We start from the raw sequence: 15562 nt of genomic DNA, 5'->3' as shown, positions 1-15562 counted from the left end.
AACATCCTCGCTAGGAAAAACCTAACGAGGATGTTTTTTTCTATATGGATAATTTTATTCAACGGTTACAGACTTAGCAAGGTTCCGTGGTTTATCAACATCAAGCCCACGATGAAGGGTTGCAAAGTAGGCAATCAATTGGGTTGGTACCACCATTGAGATTGGAGAGAGGTAAGGGTGAACCGCTGTCAAGACCAAATCATCTGTCTCTTTAGCGACATTTTCTTCTGCAATGGTTAAGACATGAGCCCCACGTGCTGCCACTTCTTGGATGTTTCCACGTGTGTGGCTGGCTAGGACTGGATCAGACAAGAGGGCGATAACCGGTGTACCCTCTTCGATCAGAGCGATAGTACCGTGTTTCAACTCACCCGCAGCGAAGCCTTCACATTGGATGTAAGAAATTTCTTTTAGTTTCAGACTGGCTTCCATAGCAACATAGTAATCTTGACCACGTCCGATATAGAAAGCATTGCGGGTTGTTTCCAACAAGCCACGGACTTTTTCATCGATCACTTCTTTTTCTGAAAGGGTTGATTCGATCGATTGGGCAACGATAGACAATTCGTGCACCAAATCAAAGGCTTTGGCCTTTTCATTGCCATTGGCTTCCCCAACAGCTTTTGCAAGAAAGGCAAGGGCTGCGATTTGAGCCGTATAAGCCTTGGTGGAAGCGACCGCAATTTCAGGACCAGCATGGAGCAACATAGTCATGTCTGCTTCACGTGAAAGAGTTGATCCTGGAACATTGGTTACTGTCAAGCTTGGAATGCCCATTTCATTGGCTTTGACCAATACCTGACGACTATCAGCTGTTTCACCAGATTGGCTGATAAAGATGAAGAGTGGTTTCTTGCTGAGAAGTGGCATACCATATCCCCACTCAGATGAAATACCGAGTTCTACTGGGGTATCCGTCAACTCTTCCAACATTTTTTTAGACGCAAATCCAGCATGGTAAGAGGTCCCAGCCGCAAGGATATAGATGCGGTCTGCTTCTTGAACAGCCTTGATAATAGCTGGGTCTACTACTACTTGACCAGATTCATCTGTATAGGCTTGGATCAACTTACGCATGACAGTTGGTTGCTCATCGATTTCCTTGAGCATGTAGTATGGGTAAGTCCCTTTTCCAATATCAGAAAGGTCGAGTTCAGCCGTGTAGCTAGCCCGTTCTTTGACGTTGCCATCATAGTCTTGCACTTCAACGCTGTCAGCCTTGACAATGACCAACTCTTGGTCATGGATTTCCATGTATTGGTTGGTTTCACGAATCATGGCCATGGCATCAGAGCAGACCATATTGTAACCATCGCCAAGACCGATCAAGAGTGGTGATTTATTTTTTGCCACATAGATCGTGCTTGGATCTTCCGCATCCATCAAAGCAAAAGCATAGGCCCCACGGATGATGTGGAGGGCTTTTTTGAAGGCTTCGAGCGTAGATAAGCCATCTTCTTCAGCAAATTTTCCGATCAAGTGGGCAGCGATTTCTGTATCTGTTTGCCCCTTGAAATGGTGACCTGCTAGGTATTCTTCCTTGATTTCAAGATAGTTTTCAATGACCCCGTTGTGGACCAAAACAAAGCGACCTGTTTCAGAGCGGTGTGGGTGAGCATTGTCCTCAGTTGGTTTTCCATGAGTGGCCCAACGGGTATGTCCAATCCCAGCTGTCCCTTCGACACCTTCTGCCTTAGATGACAATTCTGCAATACGGCCAACTGCCTTTACCAATTGGCTCTTGCCTTCACTAGCCAGAAAAACACCCGCAGAGTCATAGCCTCGGTATTCGAGTTTTTCAAGTCCTTGAATCAAAATATCAGTAGCATTTGTATTTCCTACAACACCAACGATTCCGCACATAGTTTTTACGATATAGCCTTGCTATACTTTCCCCTTTACTTAGTCAAACGACCCATGGTCGATTTCTCAGTTACTTTAAAATTGGTCTAGTCTAATTTGACCAAAAAGCAACCAGCGGAGTCAGTATACAATGCTTCTTCCAGTTTGTCAACTAGGAAATTCAAGAAAATTGGTCTAGTTAAGGGAGGGTTAAGAAAAACCTATCAACATCTTGGTTGATAGGTTGCTTTTTCTACTCTTCAAATCCATTCCGCTGACTCAACTTACGGAACCAATGACCAGATTTTTTGAGGGTTCGTTTTTGACTTTCGAGCTCCAACTCAACTAAACCATAGCGGTTCTTGTAGCCATTGAGCCATGACCAGCAGTCAATAAAGGTCCAGATCAGATAGCCTTTACAGTTGGCACCATCTTGAATAGCCCGGTGGAGCTCGCGAAGATGGTCTTTGACAAAGTCAATCCGGTAATCGTCTTGGATCACGCCATCCTTGCGAAATTTTTCCTCTCCTTCAACTCCCATCCCGTTTTCGGTCAGGATCCACTCGATATTGCCATAGTTTTCCTTGATATTTTGGGCAATGTCATACAAGCCTTGCTCATAGATTTCCCAACCTCGGTGGGGATTGATCTTGCGACCTGGCATGACATAGGGTTCATAAAATTGTTCAAAGAGTAGGGGAGATGCTGGATTTGGAGCATAACGAGGAGCCGCCACACGGAGTGGTTGGTAATAGTTAACCCCTAGGTAATCCACCGTATTTTCCTCGATCAAGCGCAATTCAAAGGGATCATAATCCGGTAAGAGATCGCGCTCCCGTAGGATCTCCACTAATTCTTCAGGATAATGACCAAGAACAGATGGATCTAAAAAAGATTTGGCTTGAAAGAGCTCGGCAATACGCGCAGCTTTCACATCTTCTGGATGCTGGCTCCGAGGATAGGCTGGTGTCAAATTGAGCACAATCCCGATACGGTAATTAGGATCCACCTCATGACAGGCCTTAACTGCTAGAGAGCTTGCTAGCTGGGTGTGGTAGGCTACTTTAACAGCTGCTGCTGCGTCTACCTTATGAGGAAAATGGGCATCATAAAAATAACCAAATTCTACAGGGACAATAGGTTCATTAAAGGTGATCCACTGATCGACCAGATCTCCATAGGTCTTGAAACAAAAACGCGCATATTCCTGGTAAGCATAGGCGGTTTCTTTATTTTCCCAACCATCCCCTTGCTCTTGAAGAGCCATCGGTAAATCAAAATGATAGAGGTTGACCAAGAGGTGAATCCCTTTTTCTTTAATCTTTTCAAAGACACGGCGGTAGAAATCAACACCTGCTTGATTGATCTCCCCTCGTCCTTCTGGGAAAATACGTGACCACTGGATAGAGGTTCGAAAGGCCGTGTGGCCGGTTTCTAACAAGAGGTCCAGATCTTCTTCCCAGTGTTCATAAAAAGTCGATATTTTCTCTGGTCCTTGCCCTTGATAAAAGCGGTTGGGCTCGACCCTATACCAGTAATCCCAGAGATTGTCTCCCTTTCCATCCTGGGCTAGACGTCCTTCTGTTTGAGGCCCCGAGGTCGAACTCCCCCATAAAAAATCCTTTGGAAATTGATACATGTCCTAATCCTCCTCATTCTACTAGCTCTATTGTAGCGAATCCTCCCCCAAAACCTAGGCACAATTTACAGTCTTTCTTACGCAGATTAAAGAAAAGAGAGTGGGACAGAAATCGGTCATTCGTTAGAATTCGATTTCGTCGTCCCACCTCCGCACAGTTGAGTAGGGCTGTAAAAGCTGATGAAATCAGCGTAGTAGAGCCCACTCAACCACTGCGTCTTGCTCGACAATCCAAAAATAATTGAGAGGCTAGGACTTTTGTCCCAGCCTCGGTCTTCGTTATAAGTCATTCACGACATATTCAAAGAGCTTGCGATCTGCTGGGCTCTTGTCAAAACGCAGTTCCGGATGCCACTGAACGCCGAGGAAACGACTCTCATCTGTGGATTGAACAGCTTCTATGATGTCATCTTTAGGATCCCGCGCGATCACTTCTAGGCCATCTGCCAAGTCTTTAATACTTTGATGATGGAAAGAATTGATGCGACTGGTCTTACCATAAATCTCTTGCAGGACCGTCTGATCCTTGGTCACCAACTCTTGGCTGGTGTACTGACCTGGATTGTCCTGCCAGTGGTGTTCAATGTCTTGATGCAGAGTTCCCCCTAGAGCGACATTATAGAGCTGGGTTCCACGGCAGACGGTAAAGATAGCTTTTTTAGCCGCACGCGCTTCTTCAATCAAGGCCAACTCAAAGAGATCGCGTTTTAAGAGGTAGTCATCACTGTCGATGGTGATTTCTTCTCCGTAAAACTTGGGCAAGACATTTTGTCCACCGGTGATGATGAGCTTATCAATCATCGATATGTAGTCTTTGGCCAAGGCCGCATCTCCAATCGGCAAGATCAAGGGAATCCCTCCTGCCTCTTTGACCGCTTCGACAAAACCAGTCGCCGCATAGCTCATGTTCGCGTCTGGATCATCTGGGAAGGGTCTTTCATTTCCTGTAATTCCAATCACTGGTCTTATTTTCATGCTTATTTCCATATTCTTTCATTCATCTTCAAGGCTTATTGTAACACAATTTCAAGCCAGACTCAATGGAGATTTTTTTTGAAGAGACAGTCAACAATTAGAATGAAAGGACTCAGCCATCTAACTTCTGTCAATAAGAGGCAATTCTGTTTCAAAGCCCCTGAGGATTCTTAAGTAGTTACTTTTCTTTAAACCACTCCATCCCTGGGGAATCCAGTATAATCTTGGTCAATTGTTGGGGGTTTTCCTGAGTCCCATTGATAATCCAGTCGACAATAAGTCCTGTCAAACCAGAAACATACATGGTAATAGCATAGCGCTCTGGCATTTGATAAGCTGCCACAATGACTGGTCGAGAACGTGGCGTAGACTCAATCATCCCCAAGATAAAATAACGAATGTTGTCTGCAAAACGAAAGCTTGGATTTTTTGCAATTTCAGCAAAAAAAGCACTGTTCTCTTGGAAATAAGACAAGATGGCTTCTAAGGCTTCTTTGGGATAAAAGGTTTCTTTCCTCAAAATCATACGAACCGTCGTTATGGTTTCTTCTTTTAATTGCTCTAAAAAATCCTGTTTATCTAGGTAGTGCAGATAAAATGTCGAGCGGTTGACACCCGCTTTTTTAGTTAACTGACTAATCGTTATATCCTCTAAACTTTTTGTAGCCAAAAGCTGAATGAAGGCTTCTTTAATATCTGACTTAGTTGTCGTTTGTCTCTGTTGCATACGAACCCCTTATTTCTACATATTGTTGATTAAAGTATATCTCGAATTTTGAAAATGTCAACTATCATCTGATATTTTCAGTTATGATTATCATATTTTCTTCGTTATTTCAACACATTGTTGTTTTCTGTTGTAGCAATCGTATTTAAAAAATCATAAAATAACCTTCGTAATTATTCAACAGGTTGTTGTTTTAGCAGCTGATAATTTTTAAAGAAGACAAATACACATGGCGTATATTGAAATGAAACATAGTTACAAACGGTATAAAACAGGTGATGTGGAAATCATCGCAAACAATGATATCACTTTCGAAATTGAAAAAGGGGAGTTAGTGATTATACTCGGTTCTTCTGGGGCAGGAAAATCAACTGTTCTCAATATTCTTGGTGGTATGGATACCAATGATGAAGGAAAGGTCGTCATCGATGGGAAAGACATCTCCAATTATAATGCGAAACAATTAACAGCCTATCGTAGAGACGATGTCGGATTCGTCTTTCAATTCTATAACTTGGTCTCAAACTTAACGGCCAAAGAAAATGTAGAGTTGGCTTCTGAAATTGTCGCGGATGCTAAAGATGCGGAACAAACTTTGATTGATGTTGGTCTAGGAAAACGCATCAACAACTTCCCTGCACAATTGTCTGGTGGTGAGCAACAACGGGTAGCTATCGCTCGCGCCGTCGCAAAAAATCCGAAAATTCTCCTCTGTGACGAACCTACAGGAGCCCTGGATTACAATACTGGAAAACAGGTCTTGAAGATTCTCCAAGACAAGGCTCGCAATGAAGGAGCTACCGTTATCATCGTCACTCACAACGGGGCGCTTGCACCTATTGCTGATCGTGTGATTCGTATGCATGATGCGCGTGTTCAAAGTATTGAACTCAATGCCCATCCACAAGATATTGATAGCCTCGAGTACTAGAAAGGATGTCTCATGAATCGTAAAACTTATTGGAAGGACGTGAGAAAGTCTTTCTCTAGTTCTAAAGGACGGGTGGTTTCTATTGCTTCACTCATGGCCTTAGGTTCTTTCGCTCTTGTGGGTCTAAAGGTGACGACACCTGATATGCAACACACGGGAACAAGCTATTTTACTAAACACCAAACAGCTGACCTCACAGTTACTGGTAGCTATGGACTGAACCAGTCAGATCAAGACCTCCTAAATCAAGTCTCATCAGAGGCAAACATTGAGTATGGTTACTTTAAAGATGTAGTACTGAAAGGTTCCACTGATTCCTTTCGACTATTTTCAAAACCAAAAGATATCTCAACTTATGAGGTTGTAAAAGGAAAACTTCCAAGTAAGCAAGGTGCAATTGCTCTTTCTTCAGTCTATCAAGATAACTATAAGATCGGTGACAAAATTGAGTTTTCTGAAAAAGAGGGTGACAATGGTAAGGATGTCTTAAAAGAACACAGTTTTACCATCACTGGCTTTGTTCAGTCTTCTGAAATCTTATCAAGTGTTGACCTAGGTTCATCGACAGCTGGTAGTGGGGAACTCAAAGGGTATGCGGTTGTTCCTGAATCTAGTTTTGATTCCGACGTCTACATGATTGCACGCTTAGCTTACAAAGACGTCCGTGGAGCTAACCCCTATACCCAGGATTACACTGACAAGGTTTCCAAACACGAGGATGAGCTTGAAAAATTAGTAAAAAATCAGCCTGCTAACCGTTTGAAAGAATTAAAAGCTGATCCACAGGCTAAGATTGACCAACAAACAAGACAACTTCAGAAAGCAGAAACGGAGCTTAACAAGAAACTTGAACAAGCGAAAGCCAGCGGTCAGGATAAGAATCCTCTTGTCCAGGGACAATTGACTCAGGCACAAGATGAAATCGCTGACAAGAAGGAGCAAATAAAGGAAGCTCAAGAAAAAATCGATAGCATTGCTGAACCAAGCTACGATGTCTACACACGTCGTGAAGCTCCTTGGTCAGAAGGGTACGTTTCATATGAGACCAACGCTTCTGTTTTTCAGAACCTCAGTAATATCTTCCCTGTTATCCTCTACTTTATTGCTGCCTTGGTTACCTTTGTAACAATGGGACGCTTCGTCGAAGAAGAACGGATTAAGGCAGGGACATTCAAAGCTCTCGGTTACCAAAACAAGGACATCATCCGTAAATTTATTATTTATGGATTCGTGACGAGCATGATTGGTACTGCTATTGGGGTTGCTGCTGGACATATTCTCCTTCCAACTATCATATACAATAGTTATAAAGAGCGAATCCTCCTCGCACCAATTGAGTTACACTTTTATCCATTTAAGACTCTTCTAGCTATTGTGCTTGGTCTTTTGTCCACAGTTCTTCCCGCTTTCATGGTAGCCAAGCGCGAATTAGGAGAAAAGCCAGCCCAACTTCTTCTTCCAAAACCTCCAACATCTGGTTCTAAGATTCTTTTGGAGCGCATCACCCCACTTTGGAACCGGATGAACTTTACACAAAAAGTCACTGCCCGTAATATTTTCCGATACAAGCAACGGATGTTCATGACTATTTTTGGTGTCTGCGGTTCCATCGCACTTCTCTTTGCTGGACTCGGTATTCGTTCTTCTATTGGAGACCTTAACACACGCCAATTCCCTAACATCATTCGCTATGATATGATTGTCGCAAACAAGGATCATCTGGATGGGCAGGAAAAGGAAAACATCCAAAAATTAATTAACGATAGCAAGGTCAAGGAACATCTTTCTATTCATTACGAAATGCTTTCAAAAGTGGCAGGAAATAATAACGATCGTCAAGATATCACAACCCTTGTGGTCAAAGACAAGGATCAAGAAACTCTACAACATTACATCAAGCTCAATAATCGTGAAACTGGTCAAAAACTCGATTTGACCGACAAAGGGATTATTATTTCTGAGAAATTGGCAGACTTAGCTGGCGTTTCTGTAGGGGATGAGTTAACCGTTCAAAATAGCCAAGACAAGGATATCAAACTCAAAGTTGCTGGTATTTCTGAAATGTATATGGGTCACTTCATCTTTATGAATGAAACTACTTACAGAAATGCTTTTGGTAAAGAGGCGAGCCAAAATGCTACTATTCTGACACTGAAGAATCACTCAGACAAAAACGTTGAGCAAACAGCCAGTCAATTTATGGAGCTTGATGGTGTCAAAGGGGTTGTTCAAAATACTACTCTAAAGGCACAAATCAAGACCATCGTCAACTCCCTTAGCCGTGTTATGGCAGTATTGATTGGGATTTCTGTTCTTCTTGCTTTAGTTGTTCTCTTTAATTTGACAAATATCAATGTGGCAGAACGTATCCGTGAGTTATCAACCATTAAGGTTCTAGGCTTCTTTAATAGAGAAGTGACACTCTACATCTATCGAGAAACCATTTATCTCTCTATCATTGGTATCTTGGTTGGATTCGGACTTGGTTGGGGATTGCATCAATACATGGTAGAGGTTATCCCTCCTGAAAATATTATGTTCAATCCAGGTCTGAGCTGGCTCATCTATGCCATTCCAACACTTGTTGTCATTATCATTCTGACAGGTCTCGGTATCTTTGTGAACCAACACCTTAAGAAAGTCAATATGCTCGAAGCCCTAAAATCTGTTGAGTAACATACGATCTAAGCTAATAAGTAGAGCTAAAGTACAAGGATAACTTCCTTATTCTAGACAAACGTCATTTTGGGCGTTTGTCTTTTTTATTTTTTAAATGATTTACTTTATCATCTGGTATTTCCATCCAAAAATCTGATTTTAAGTAAAATAAAAAGGGATATTCGCTATTCATTTCACCAATCTTTTGATATTTAACAAGGAGGCACATACTTTTGGATGACTCTTATACTCCAGTCATCTATGTCATGTAAATACAATAGTCCAGATAACGGCATGATGGAATCCTTCTTTGGCATTCTGAAGTCTGAGATGTTTTATGGTCATGAGAAAACGTTTCAGTCACTTGAGCAATTGGAACAAGCTAGTGTAGACTGTATTAATTATTACAACAACAAACGCATTAAGATAAAACTAAAAGGACTTAGTCCTGTGCAATACAGAACTAAATCCTTTGCTTAAATAAATTGTCTAACTTTAGGTTAGTACAAAATCAGTTTCTTTTGTGGAGTCAAAGGACTACTGTCCTAGGCTCTTTTTATCGTAACCAACTTTCGTCTAACTGGCCTTTACTTTTGCCAAAAGCTTTCCCATGTTCATCAATGACAGCATGAATCTCTTGGCATTGTTTGAGAGTGAGGCCTTCCAAGACGTTACCGTAAACAGCATGCATGTCATTATAGGTATCAAAGTTTCCAAATCCTAAGCGTCGAAAAAGTCTTCTCGCATATTCATCCGAAATAAAAACGGGACGATCAAAAAGATAAAGTAAAAGTGCATCTGCAGTCTCTGGTCCAATCCCTTTTAACTCCAACAGTAGCTTCCGTAAATCTTCTGTTCCAATTCTGGCAAGAAACTCAAAACCACCAACTTCTCTTAACCAGGTCAGAAGTCCCCTAATCGTTTGTGACTTTTGCTTGAAAAATCCGGCAGGTCGAATACGTTCCTGTAACTCTTCTAGCGGTAAAGCCAGGATACCCTCTACTGTCATGACATCCATTAGACCAGCTAAAGCCAACTTAGCATTCTTCTCTGTTGTTCGCTGGATCAGAATGGTCGATACCAAATCTTCAATCTTGTTATCCGATTGCCACCAATTTTGTTCTCCATAGTGCTTGCAGAGTCGCAAAAGAGTTTCTTGTATTTCTTCTTGCTTAATCATTTCTTCAATAGTCCTTGTTTTACCAAAAACTCACGTGCGACTTTAGCAGCAGGTTTTCCTTCTACTCCCACTTGGTAGTTCATCTGACTCATTTGGCTCTCTGTGATTTTGCCAGCCAACTTGTTCAGAATGCCTTCCAATTCTGGATGTTTCTTAAGAAGAGCTTCTTTCATGAGGGGTGCTCCTTGGTAAGGTGGGAAGAGGTGTTGGTCATCCTCTAGAACAACTAAATTATATTGAGCAATTTCTGGGTCTGTTGAATAGGCATCTGTTATTTGAATATTGCCTTGTTGGATTGCCTCATAGCGAAGTGCCGGCTCCATGGTAGCCACATTAAGATTTAGTCCATAAACTGATTGAAGTCCTTTGTTTCCGTCCTCACGGTCGTTAAATTCCAACGTGAAACCAGCTTTGAGCTTGTCCTGAACTTTCTTGAGATCAGAAATCGTCTTCAGATTATACTCTTTCGCAATACTTTTCGGAACAGCAATCGCATAGGTGTTTTGATAAGCCATCGGTTTGAGTAAAGCTAGATTATCTTGTTTCTTTATACCATCACGCGCAACCTCGAAAACTTCTTTGGAGTCGTTGCTGACTTTAGGAGCTGGTTGCAAGAGAGAGCTTGTAATGGTCCCTGTAAATTCTGGATAGATATCGATATCACCCTTTTTAAGCGCTTGATAAAGGAAATCTGTCTTCCCAAAGTTAGGCTTAACGGTCACCGTCATGTCACTATTTTCCTCAATGAGAAGTTTGTACATATTCATGAGAATTTCAGGCTCAGGCCCCAATTTCCCAGCTATGACTAGGTTTTCTTTTTCTTTCTGAGGAATCATGCTTGGAGCATAACTCGCTCCCAAACCAAGGAGCATCACCGCAAAGGCCGCAACAATCGTACGCAACTTGGCCTTTTCCAACCATTTGAGAATAACATTAAATAGAATGGCCAAAATGGCTGATGAGATTGCGCCGATTAAAATGAGACTAGCATTTCGACGATCAATCCCCAAAAGGATAAAGGAGCCCAATCCACCAGCTCCAACAAGAGCGGCTAAAGTCGCTGTCCCAATGATCATAACGGTTGCTGTACGAACCCCTGATACAATAACAGGCATGGCCAGTGGAATTTCAAACTTCTTGAGTCGCTCCCACTTGGTCATTCCAAAAGCAATCCCTGCCTCCTCAAGACTAGGATCAATGCCGTTCAAGGCTGTGATTGTATTTTCCAAAATCGGGAAAATAGCATAAATGACTAGAGCTGTAAGGGCCGGTAAGGTTCCAATCCCCATGAAAGGAATAAAGAGCCCCAACAAAGCCATTGAGGGAATGGTCTGGAAGATACCCGCAACTTGTAGCACCCAATTCGCCACTTTTTTGTGACTATTTAGATAAACCGCAAGTGGGATGGTCAGAAAAATAGCAACCAATAAGGTCAAAAGAGACAATTGCAAGTGTTGCCCAAGGGCTGTTAACCATTCCCCAAAACGATCTTGAAAAGTTGTAAGTAGTTTAGACATGGTGAGCACCTCCAAACAAATCTGCGACAAAGTCTGTCGCAGGCGCTTGTAAAATTGTTTCAGGGTCTGCCACCTGGCGGATTTCTCCATCCTGCAACACTGCAATTTGATCCCCTAATTTTAAGGCCTCATCCGTATCATGGGTAACGAAGATGGTGGTCATACCAAACTCTTTGTGCAATTTTTTAGTCAAAGCCTGCAACTGCTTACGGGAGATGGCATCCAAGGCTGAAAAAGGCTCGTCCATCAATAGAATCTTTGGTTCCCCAATGATAGCCCGCACAATACCAATCCGCTGTTGCTCGCCACCAGATAACTCGCTTGGTAAACGATGAGCATAATCTGCAGCAGGTAGCCCCACCTTGGCCAAGAGTTCTTCTGTTTTAGAAGCAATTTGTTCTTTAGTCCAGCCCTTCATCTCAGGAATGAGAGCAATATTTTCAGCAACGGTCAAGTTTGGAAATAGGGCAATGGCTTGAAGGACATAGCCGGTACTGAGACGTAACTCCCGTTCGTCATATTCTTTGATGCGTTTCCCATCCATATAGATATTGCCATCCGTCGGCTCCAAGAGACGGTTCACCATCTTGATCATGGTGGTCTTTCCAGATCCTGAAGGTCCCACAAGAACCATAAATTCTCCATTTTCAATGCGGAGATTGACATCTTTCAAAATGTCCTTTTCCGTGTAGCGCAAGGCTACATGTTTGTATTCAATCATATTTTTCCTCAATAAGTTTTCTGTCTCTAAGAATATCCAATAAGCTACTTGCTGGATACCCTAGGACTTTTTCGACATCTGTTGAAACCCCAGCTTGTTCTCCAGCTTTAATCGCTGTATAGGTACTGACCCAGGCATCATACTCCCAAGTTTGTGCTGGCCATTTTTTCCGTGACTCATAGGCTTCTTCTACTGATTCATCTACATACGCGATGGTTTTACCGCTCTCTTTTGAGAGAAGCGCTACGATTTCTTCCATGGAAAGATCCTCTGGCCCTGTCAAATTCAAGGTTTGATTTTCCCATTTCTTAGCATGTAAAAGAATCTCTGCTGCAACACTAGATGTGTCCTTACGGGCAACTGCTGAAACCTTCCCACTTCCTGCTGGACCACGAATCTCTCCATTTTCAAGCGCCATATCAATCAAGAAGTCCAAGTAAAAATTATCTCTCAAAAAAGTGTAGGTGAACCCCAACTCCTTGATATAGGCTTCCGTCTGGGCATGATCTCGAGACAATGTAAAAGTTGCCTTCTCATCTGCCCCATAAAAGGAGGTACAGACGATATGCTGCACCCCAGCAAGCTTTGCGGCATCTAAAAGACTCTTGTGTTCCTCAACACGCTCTGGATTTTCCCGAGCAGAGACCATCAATAAGACATCGACCCCCTTCAAGGCCTCAACCACTTTTGGAGTATTGGTATACACTATTTTACGGATTTCCGCAGACGCGTAGACTTTTGCACGCTCTGGGCTTCTTGCCAGATGGATAGAAGCAATTCCTTTTTTATCGACAAGATCAGCCACATAAGAGCCTAATTTCCCTGTTACACCTGTTATTCCAATCATAACTGTTTCTTCCTTTCCCTAGATGTCATTTTCTTTAGCTTTTAAATTGTCAATAATACGCTCTTGATAGGCTTCAAATTCTCGGATCTCTTGATCCGAAAAGCCTTGGTAGAAAATCTCACCCAACTCTTTACTAACGCGGTCTCCAATTTCTTTTTGCGCCCAACCGAGATCTGTCAAAGAAATATATTTTTTCCTTTTATCCTGCGTACAAGGTTGAATCGTAACCAAGCCTTGTTCTTCCAGTTTCTTAACCATGCTGGTCAATGTATTATTGGCTAGGCCCGTCGCAAGAGCGATATCGGTCGCAGTAGCGCACCCCAAGTCTTGCTTCCACAAAATCGTTAAAATTTTCCCCTGTTCACTTCGGTATTGGGCATCTGGTTCCTTGCTCAAGAGTTTTTGAAAAAGTCGCCCGTCTAATAAGCGTATCTGTAAAGCTTGGTAGCCCCCTAACATCTTGTCCATTTTGTCTCCTTTTTATTTCTATATCGAAATATCAAAATCATTGTACCACTGCTTGTTACATCTGTCAACTATTTCGATATGGAACCAATAATTTTATCCAAATTCACCTTAAAAAAGCCTTTCTAGCCCTTCAAACTAGTTTTTTCTTCTTCTTTCTACTAATTTCTTTTAGCAAGATAGCCCTCTTTCTAGCATGTGTAACAAATGTTGGACTCGTTTTGTAACGACACCTGATTTTATAATGTGGTAATCTGTTAACGAAAATAATTCATACTAACGGAGAATTTGTTATGCATATACCAGATAATTACCTTAGTCCTGCAAGTTGTGCGGTTTTAGCGGTTGCTGCTGCACCTGTTATTGTCTTATCTGTCAAAAAAGTCAAGGTGCAATTAAAAGAAAATAAAGAGCTGGCTCCGATGCTTGGGATCGCTGCTTCTTTGTCCTTCTTATTAATGATGTTTAATGTTCCTGTCCCTGGCGGAACGACCGCTCACGCTGTCGGAGGAACCCTTCTTGCCATTCTCATAGGTCCCTATGCAGCCTCTCTGGCGCTGACAGTCGCCTTACTGCTACAGGCCTTCTTATTTGGGGATGGAGGTATTCTCGCTCTTGGGGCCAATATTTTCAACATGGCCATTGTGATGCCTTTCGTTGGTTATGCTATTTATAGCTTGTTCCGCAAGCACCATCAGGAAACGCTTGGCGTCATTGTCGGCTCTTATCTTTCGATCAATGCTGCAGCCTTCTTAGCTGGTGTTGAATTGGGCTTGCAACCACTCATCGCTTCAGAAGCTGGTCAGCCGCTCTATAACCCTTATGGATTGAGTATTACCGTACCTGCCATGTTGGGAGCTCACCTCCTTGTAGCAGGTTGGGTCGAAGCCTTCTTCACCTTTGTGATTTACCGTTTTGTCAAACAAGTCGCTCCTACAGAGTTGTACACACCAAGTTCAGTCAATACAACTTCATTCGTTAAAAAAATTCGCTGGGTGCTCCTTGCTTTGATCGTCCTCAGCCCACTTGGACTTCTCGCAGATGGGACAGCCTTTGGTGAATGGTCTGCTGAAGAATTGGGTAGCCTGCTTCATGGCAAAGTTCCAACAGGGATCAAAAATGGATTCTCATTTGATGCCTTGTTTAGTGATTACACCATTCCTGGAACTAAAATTGCGATCGGCTATATTCTCTCAGCCGTGACAGCCGTCCTTATCTTCTATATCATCAGTAAAATCATTCGATCAATGAACGGAGAAAAAACTTCTCATGCGTAAACTCCCTGACTGGCTTCATCAAGAGCAAGCAACTCTTGAAGCATCCAAAAGCCATCACTATTTACAAATGAATCTTCAAACATTGCGCCACTTTCTTGGCAAAATGAAACAAACGACGCCCGCATTCAAGGCCAAAACTTCGTCTTGGATGCGACTCGTTTCCTTTTTAATTCTAGCCATTCTCATTACGACTGCCCACCATCCCATCCAACTGTGGTTGATTGGTATCCTTTTGTTAATGCACATTGCCATGCTTCCTGGAGAGGTCCTACTCCACCTCTTTAAGGTCCTGTTCAAGGTGCTGCTGATTTCCACAATTGTGATATTACCTAGCATCTTATTTCAAGGATTTCAAAATGGAGGGCTCTTTTTGCTACGTGCAGGGATGATTGTCCTCAATATTTCTCTCTTTTTAGCCACTACCGCAAGCATCCAACTGGTTGAGGCCCTAAGGCAGCTACATGTCCCCAAGACCTTTGTCCAGACCATTGATATTACGCTGAAATATAGTTATATTTTGGGAAAACACCTTCACCAACAAATTGAGTGCGTCCAACTCCGGACCGTTGGTCAAAAAGTGAACCTCCATCTCTTTGGCTCTCTTCTGGGTCTCCTGTATCTATCAACGAAGAACCATACCAAAGAGGTCTACGAGGCCATGTTGCTGAGAGGCTACGGTATGGATACAAAGCGCAAAGAAGCCTTCCACTGGAAGAAGGAAGACGTCTTTTTCCTATTGGAATTGGCGGTTCTCACGACCTTCACGACCTTACTTGGCTAGAA

The 15562-nt window shown here is 42.6% G+C and carries 13 protein-coding genes and 1 pseudogene; 5 read left to right on the top strand and 9 right to left on the bottom strand.

Annotation, left to right across the window (positions count from 1 at the left end):
* Positions 1-54: 54 nt before the first annotated feature.
* The 4 genes from glmS to TZ97_RS00635 all read right to left on the bottom strand — a co-directional run bounded on the left by glmS (position 55) and on the right by TZ97_RS00635 (position 5183).
* The gene (gene glmS / locus TZ97_RS00650; RefSeq protein ID WP_045759041.1) at positions 55-1863 is read right to left on the bottom strand and encodes a glutamine--fructose-6-phosphate transaminase (isomerizing); all 1809 of its coding nucleotides are present in this window, start codon (positions 1861-1863) and stop codon (positions 55-57) included.
* Between the two features lie 232 nt (positions 1864-2095).
* Complete coding sequence (locus TZ97_RS00645; protein ID WP_045759040.1) at positions 2096-3481, bottom strand: glycoside hydrolase family 1 protein; 1386 nt, start codon at positions 3479-3481, stop codon at positions 2096-2098.
* 279 nt (positions 3482-3760) lie between these two features.
* Positions 3761-4456 (bottom strand): gamma-glutamyl-gamma-aminobutyrate hydrolase family protein, encoded by a 696-nt coding sequence (locus TZ97_RS00640; protein WP_045759039.1) that lies wholly within the window; start codon positions 4454-4456, stop codon positions 3761-3763.
* 178 nt (positions 4457-4634) lie between these two features.
* On the bottom strand, positions 4635-5183 hold the full coding sequence (locus TZ97_RS00635; RefSeq protein WP_003009944.1) for a TetR/AcrR family transcriptional regulator: 549 nt from the start codon (positions 5181-5183) through the stop codon (positions 4635-4637).
* Between the two features lie 229 nt (positions 5184-5412).
* On the opposite strand from TZ97_RS00635, the gene TZ97_RS00630 reads away from it, so the two are divergent.
* From TZ97_RS00630 to TZ97_RS00620, 3 genes and pseudogenes are all read left to right on the top strand, one after another.
* Positions 5413-6114, top strand: a complete 702-nt coding sequence (locus TZ97_RS00630) for an ABC transporter ATP-binding protein (RefSeq protein WP_003009942.1) — start codon at positions 5413-5415, stop codon at positions 6112-6114.
* A 12-nt stretch (positions 6115-6126) separates the two neighbouring features.
* Positions 6127-8790, top strand: coding sequence for an ABC transporter permease (locus TZ97_RS00625; RefSeq protein WP_045759038.1), 2664 nt, complete (start codon positions 6127-6129; stop codon positions 8788-8790).
* Positions 8791-9021: 231 nt separating this feature from the next.
* Positions 9022-9252 (top strand): annotated as a pseudogene (locus TZ97_RS00620) (IS3 family transposase); the annotation flags it as partial.
* 76 nt (positions 9253-9328) lie between these two features.
* Here TZ97_RS00620 and TZ97_RS00615 read toward each other — a convergent pair.
* Genes TZ97_RS00615 through TZ97_RS00595 form a run of 5 tightly spaced genes read right to left on the bottom strand, consistent with a single transcriptional unit; the run spans position 9329 to position 13505 of the window.
* Positions 9329-9952, bottom strand: coding sequence for an endonuclease III domain-containing protein (locus TZ97_RS00615; RefSeq protein ID WP_003009934.1), 624 nt, complete (start codon positions 9950-9952; stop codon positions 9329-9331).
* Positions 9949-11469, bottom strand: a complete 1521-nt coding sequence (locus TZ97_RS00610) for an ABC transporter permease/substrate-binding protein (protein ID WP_045759037.1) — start codon at positions 11467-11469, stop codon at positions 9949-9951. Before TZ97_RS00610 ends, TZ97_RS00615 begins: the two co-directional genes overlap by 4 nt.
* A complete protein-coding gene (locus TZ97_RS00605; protein WP_045759036.1) occupies positions 11462-12190 on the bottom strand; it encodes an ATP-binding cassette domain-containing protein in 729 nt (242 codons plus the stop codon). The genes TZ97_RS00610 and TZ97_RS00605 overlap by 8 nt, the downstream gene beginning before the upstream one ends.
* Complete coding sequence (locus TZ97_RS00600) at positions 12183-13037, bottom strand: SDR family oxidoreductase (RefSeq protein WP_045759035.1); 855 nt, start codon at positions 13035-13037, stop codon at positions 12183-12185. Before TZ97_RS00600 ends, TZ97_RS00605 begins: the two co-directional genes overlap by 8 nt.
* A gap of 18 nt (positions 13038-13055) precedes the next feature.
* Positions 13056-13505 (bottom strand): MarR family winged helix-turn-helix transcriptional regulator, encoded by a 450-nt coding sequence (locus tag TZ97_RS00595; protein WP_024054888.1) that lies wholly within the window; start codon positions 13503-13505, stop codon positions 13056-13058.
* A 290-nt stretch (positions 13506-13795) separates the two neighbouring features.
* Here TZ97_RS00595 and cbiM point away from each other — a divergent pair, with 290 nt between their 5' ends.
* Both cbiM and TZ97_RS00585 read left to right on the top strand, forming a co-directional pair.
* A complete protein-coding gene (cbiM, locus tag TZ97_RS00590; RefSeq protein ID WP_021154344.1) occupies positions 13796-14779 on the top strand; it encodes a cobalt transporter CbiM in 984 nt (327 codons plus the stop codon).
* Entirely contained in the window at positions 14772-15560 is a 789-nt protein-coding gene (locus TZ97_RS00585) for an energy-coupling factor transporter transmembrane component T (protein WP_021154343.1), read from the top strand. Before cbiM ends, TZ97_RS00585 begins: the two co-directional genes overlap by 8 nt.
* Positions 15561-15562: the final 2 nt, after the last annotated feature.

It is taken from the genome of Streptococcus parasanguinis (assembly GCF_000963275.1).
Taxonomy (GTDB): domain Bacteria; phylum Bacillota; class Bacilli; order Lactobacillales; family Streptococcaceae; genus Streptococcus; species Streptococcus parasanguinis_B.
The sequence above is the reverse complement of the archived record's forward strand: the minus strand, read 5'-3'. Positions and strand labels throughout refer to the sequence as shown.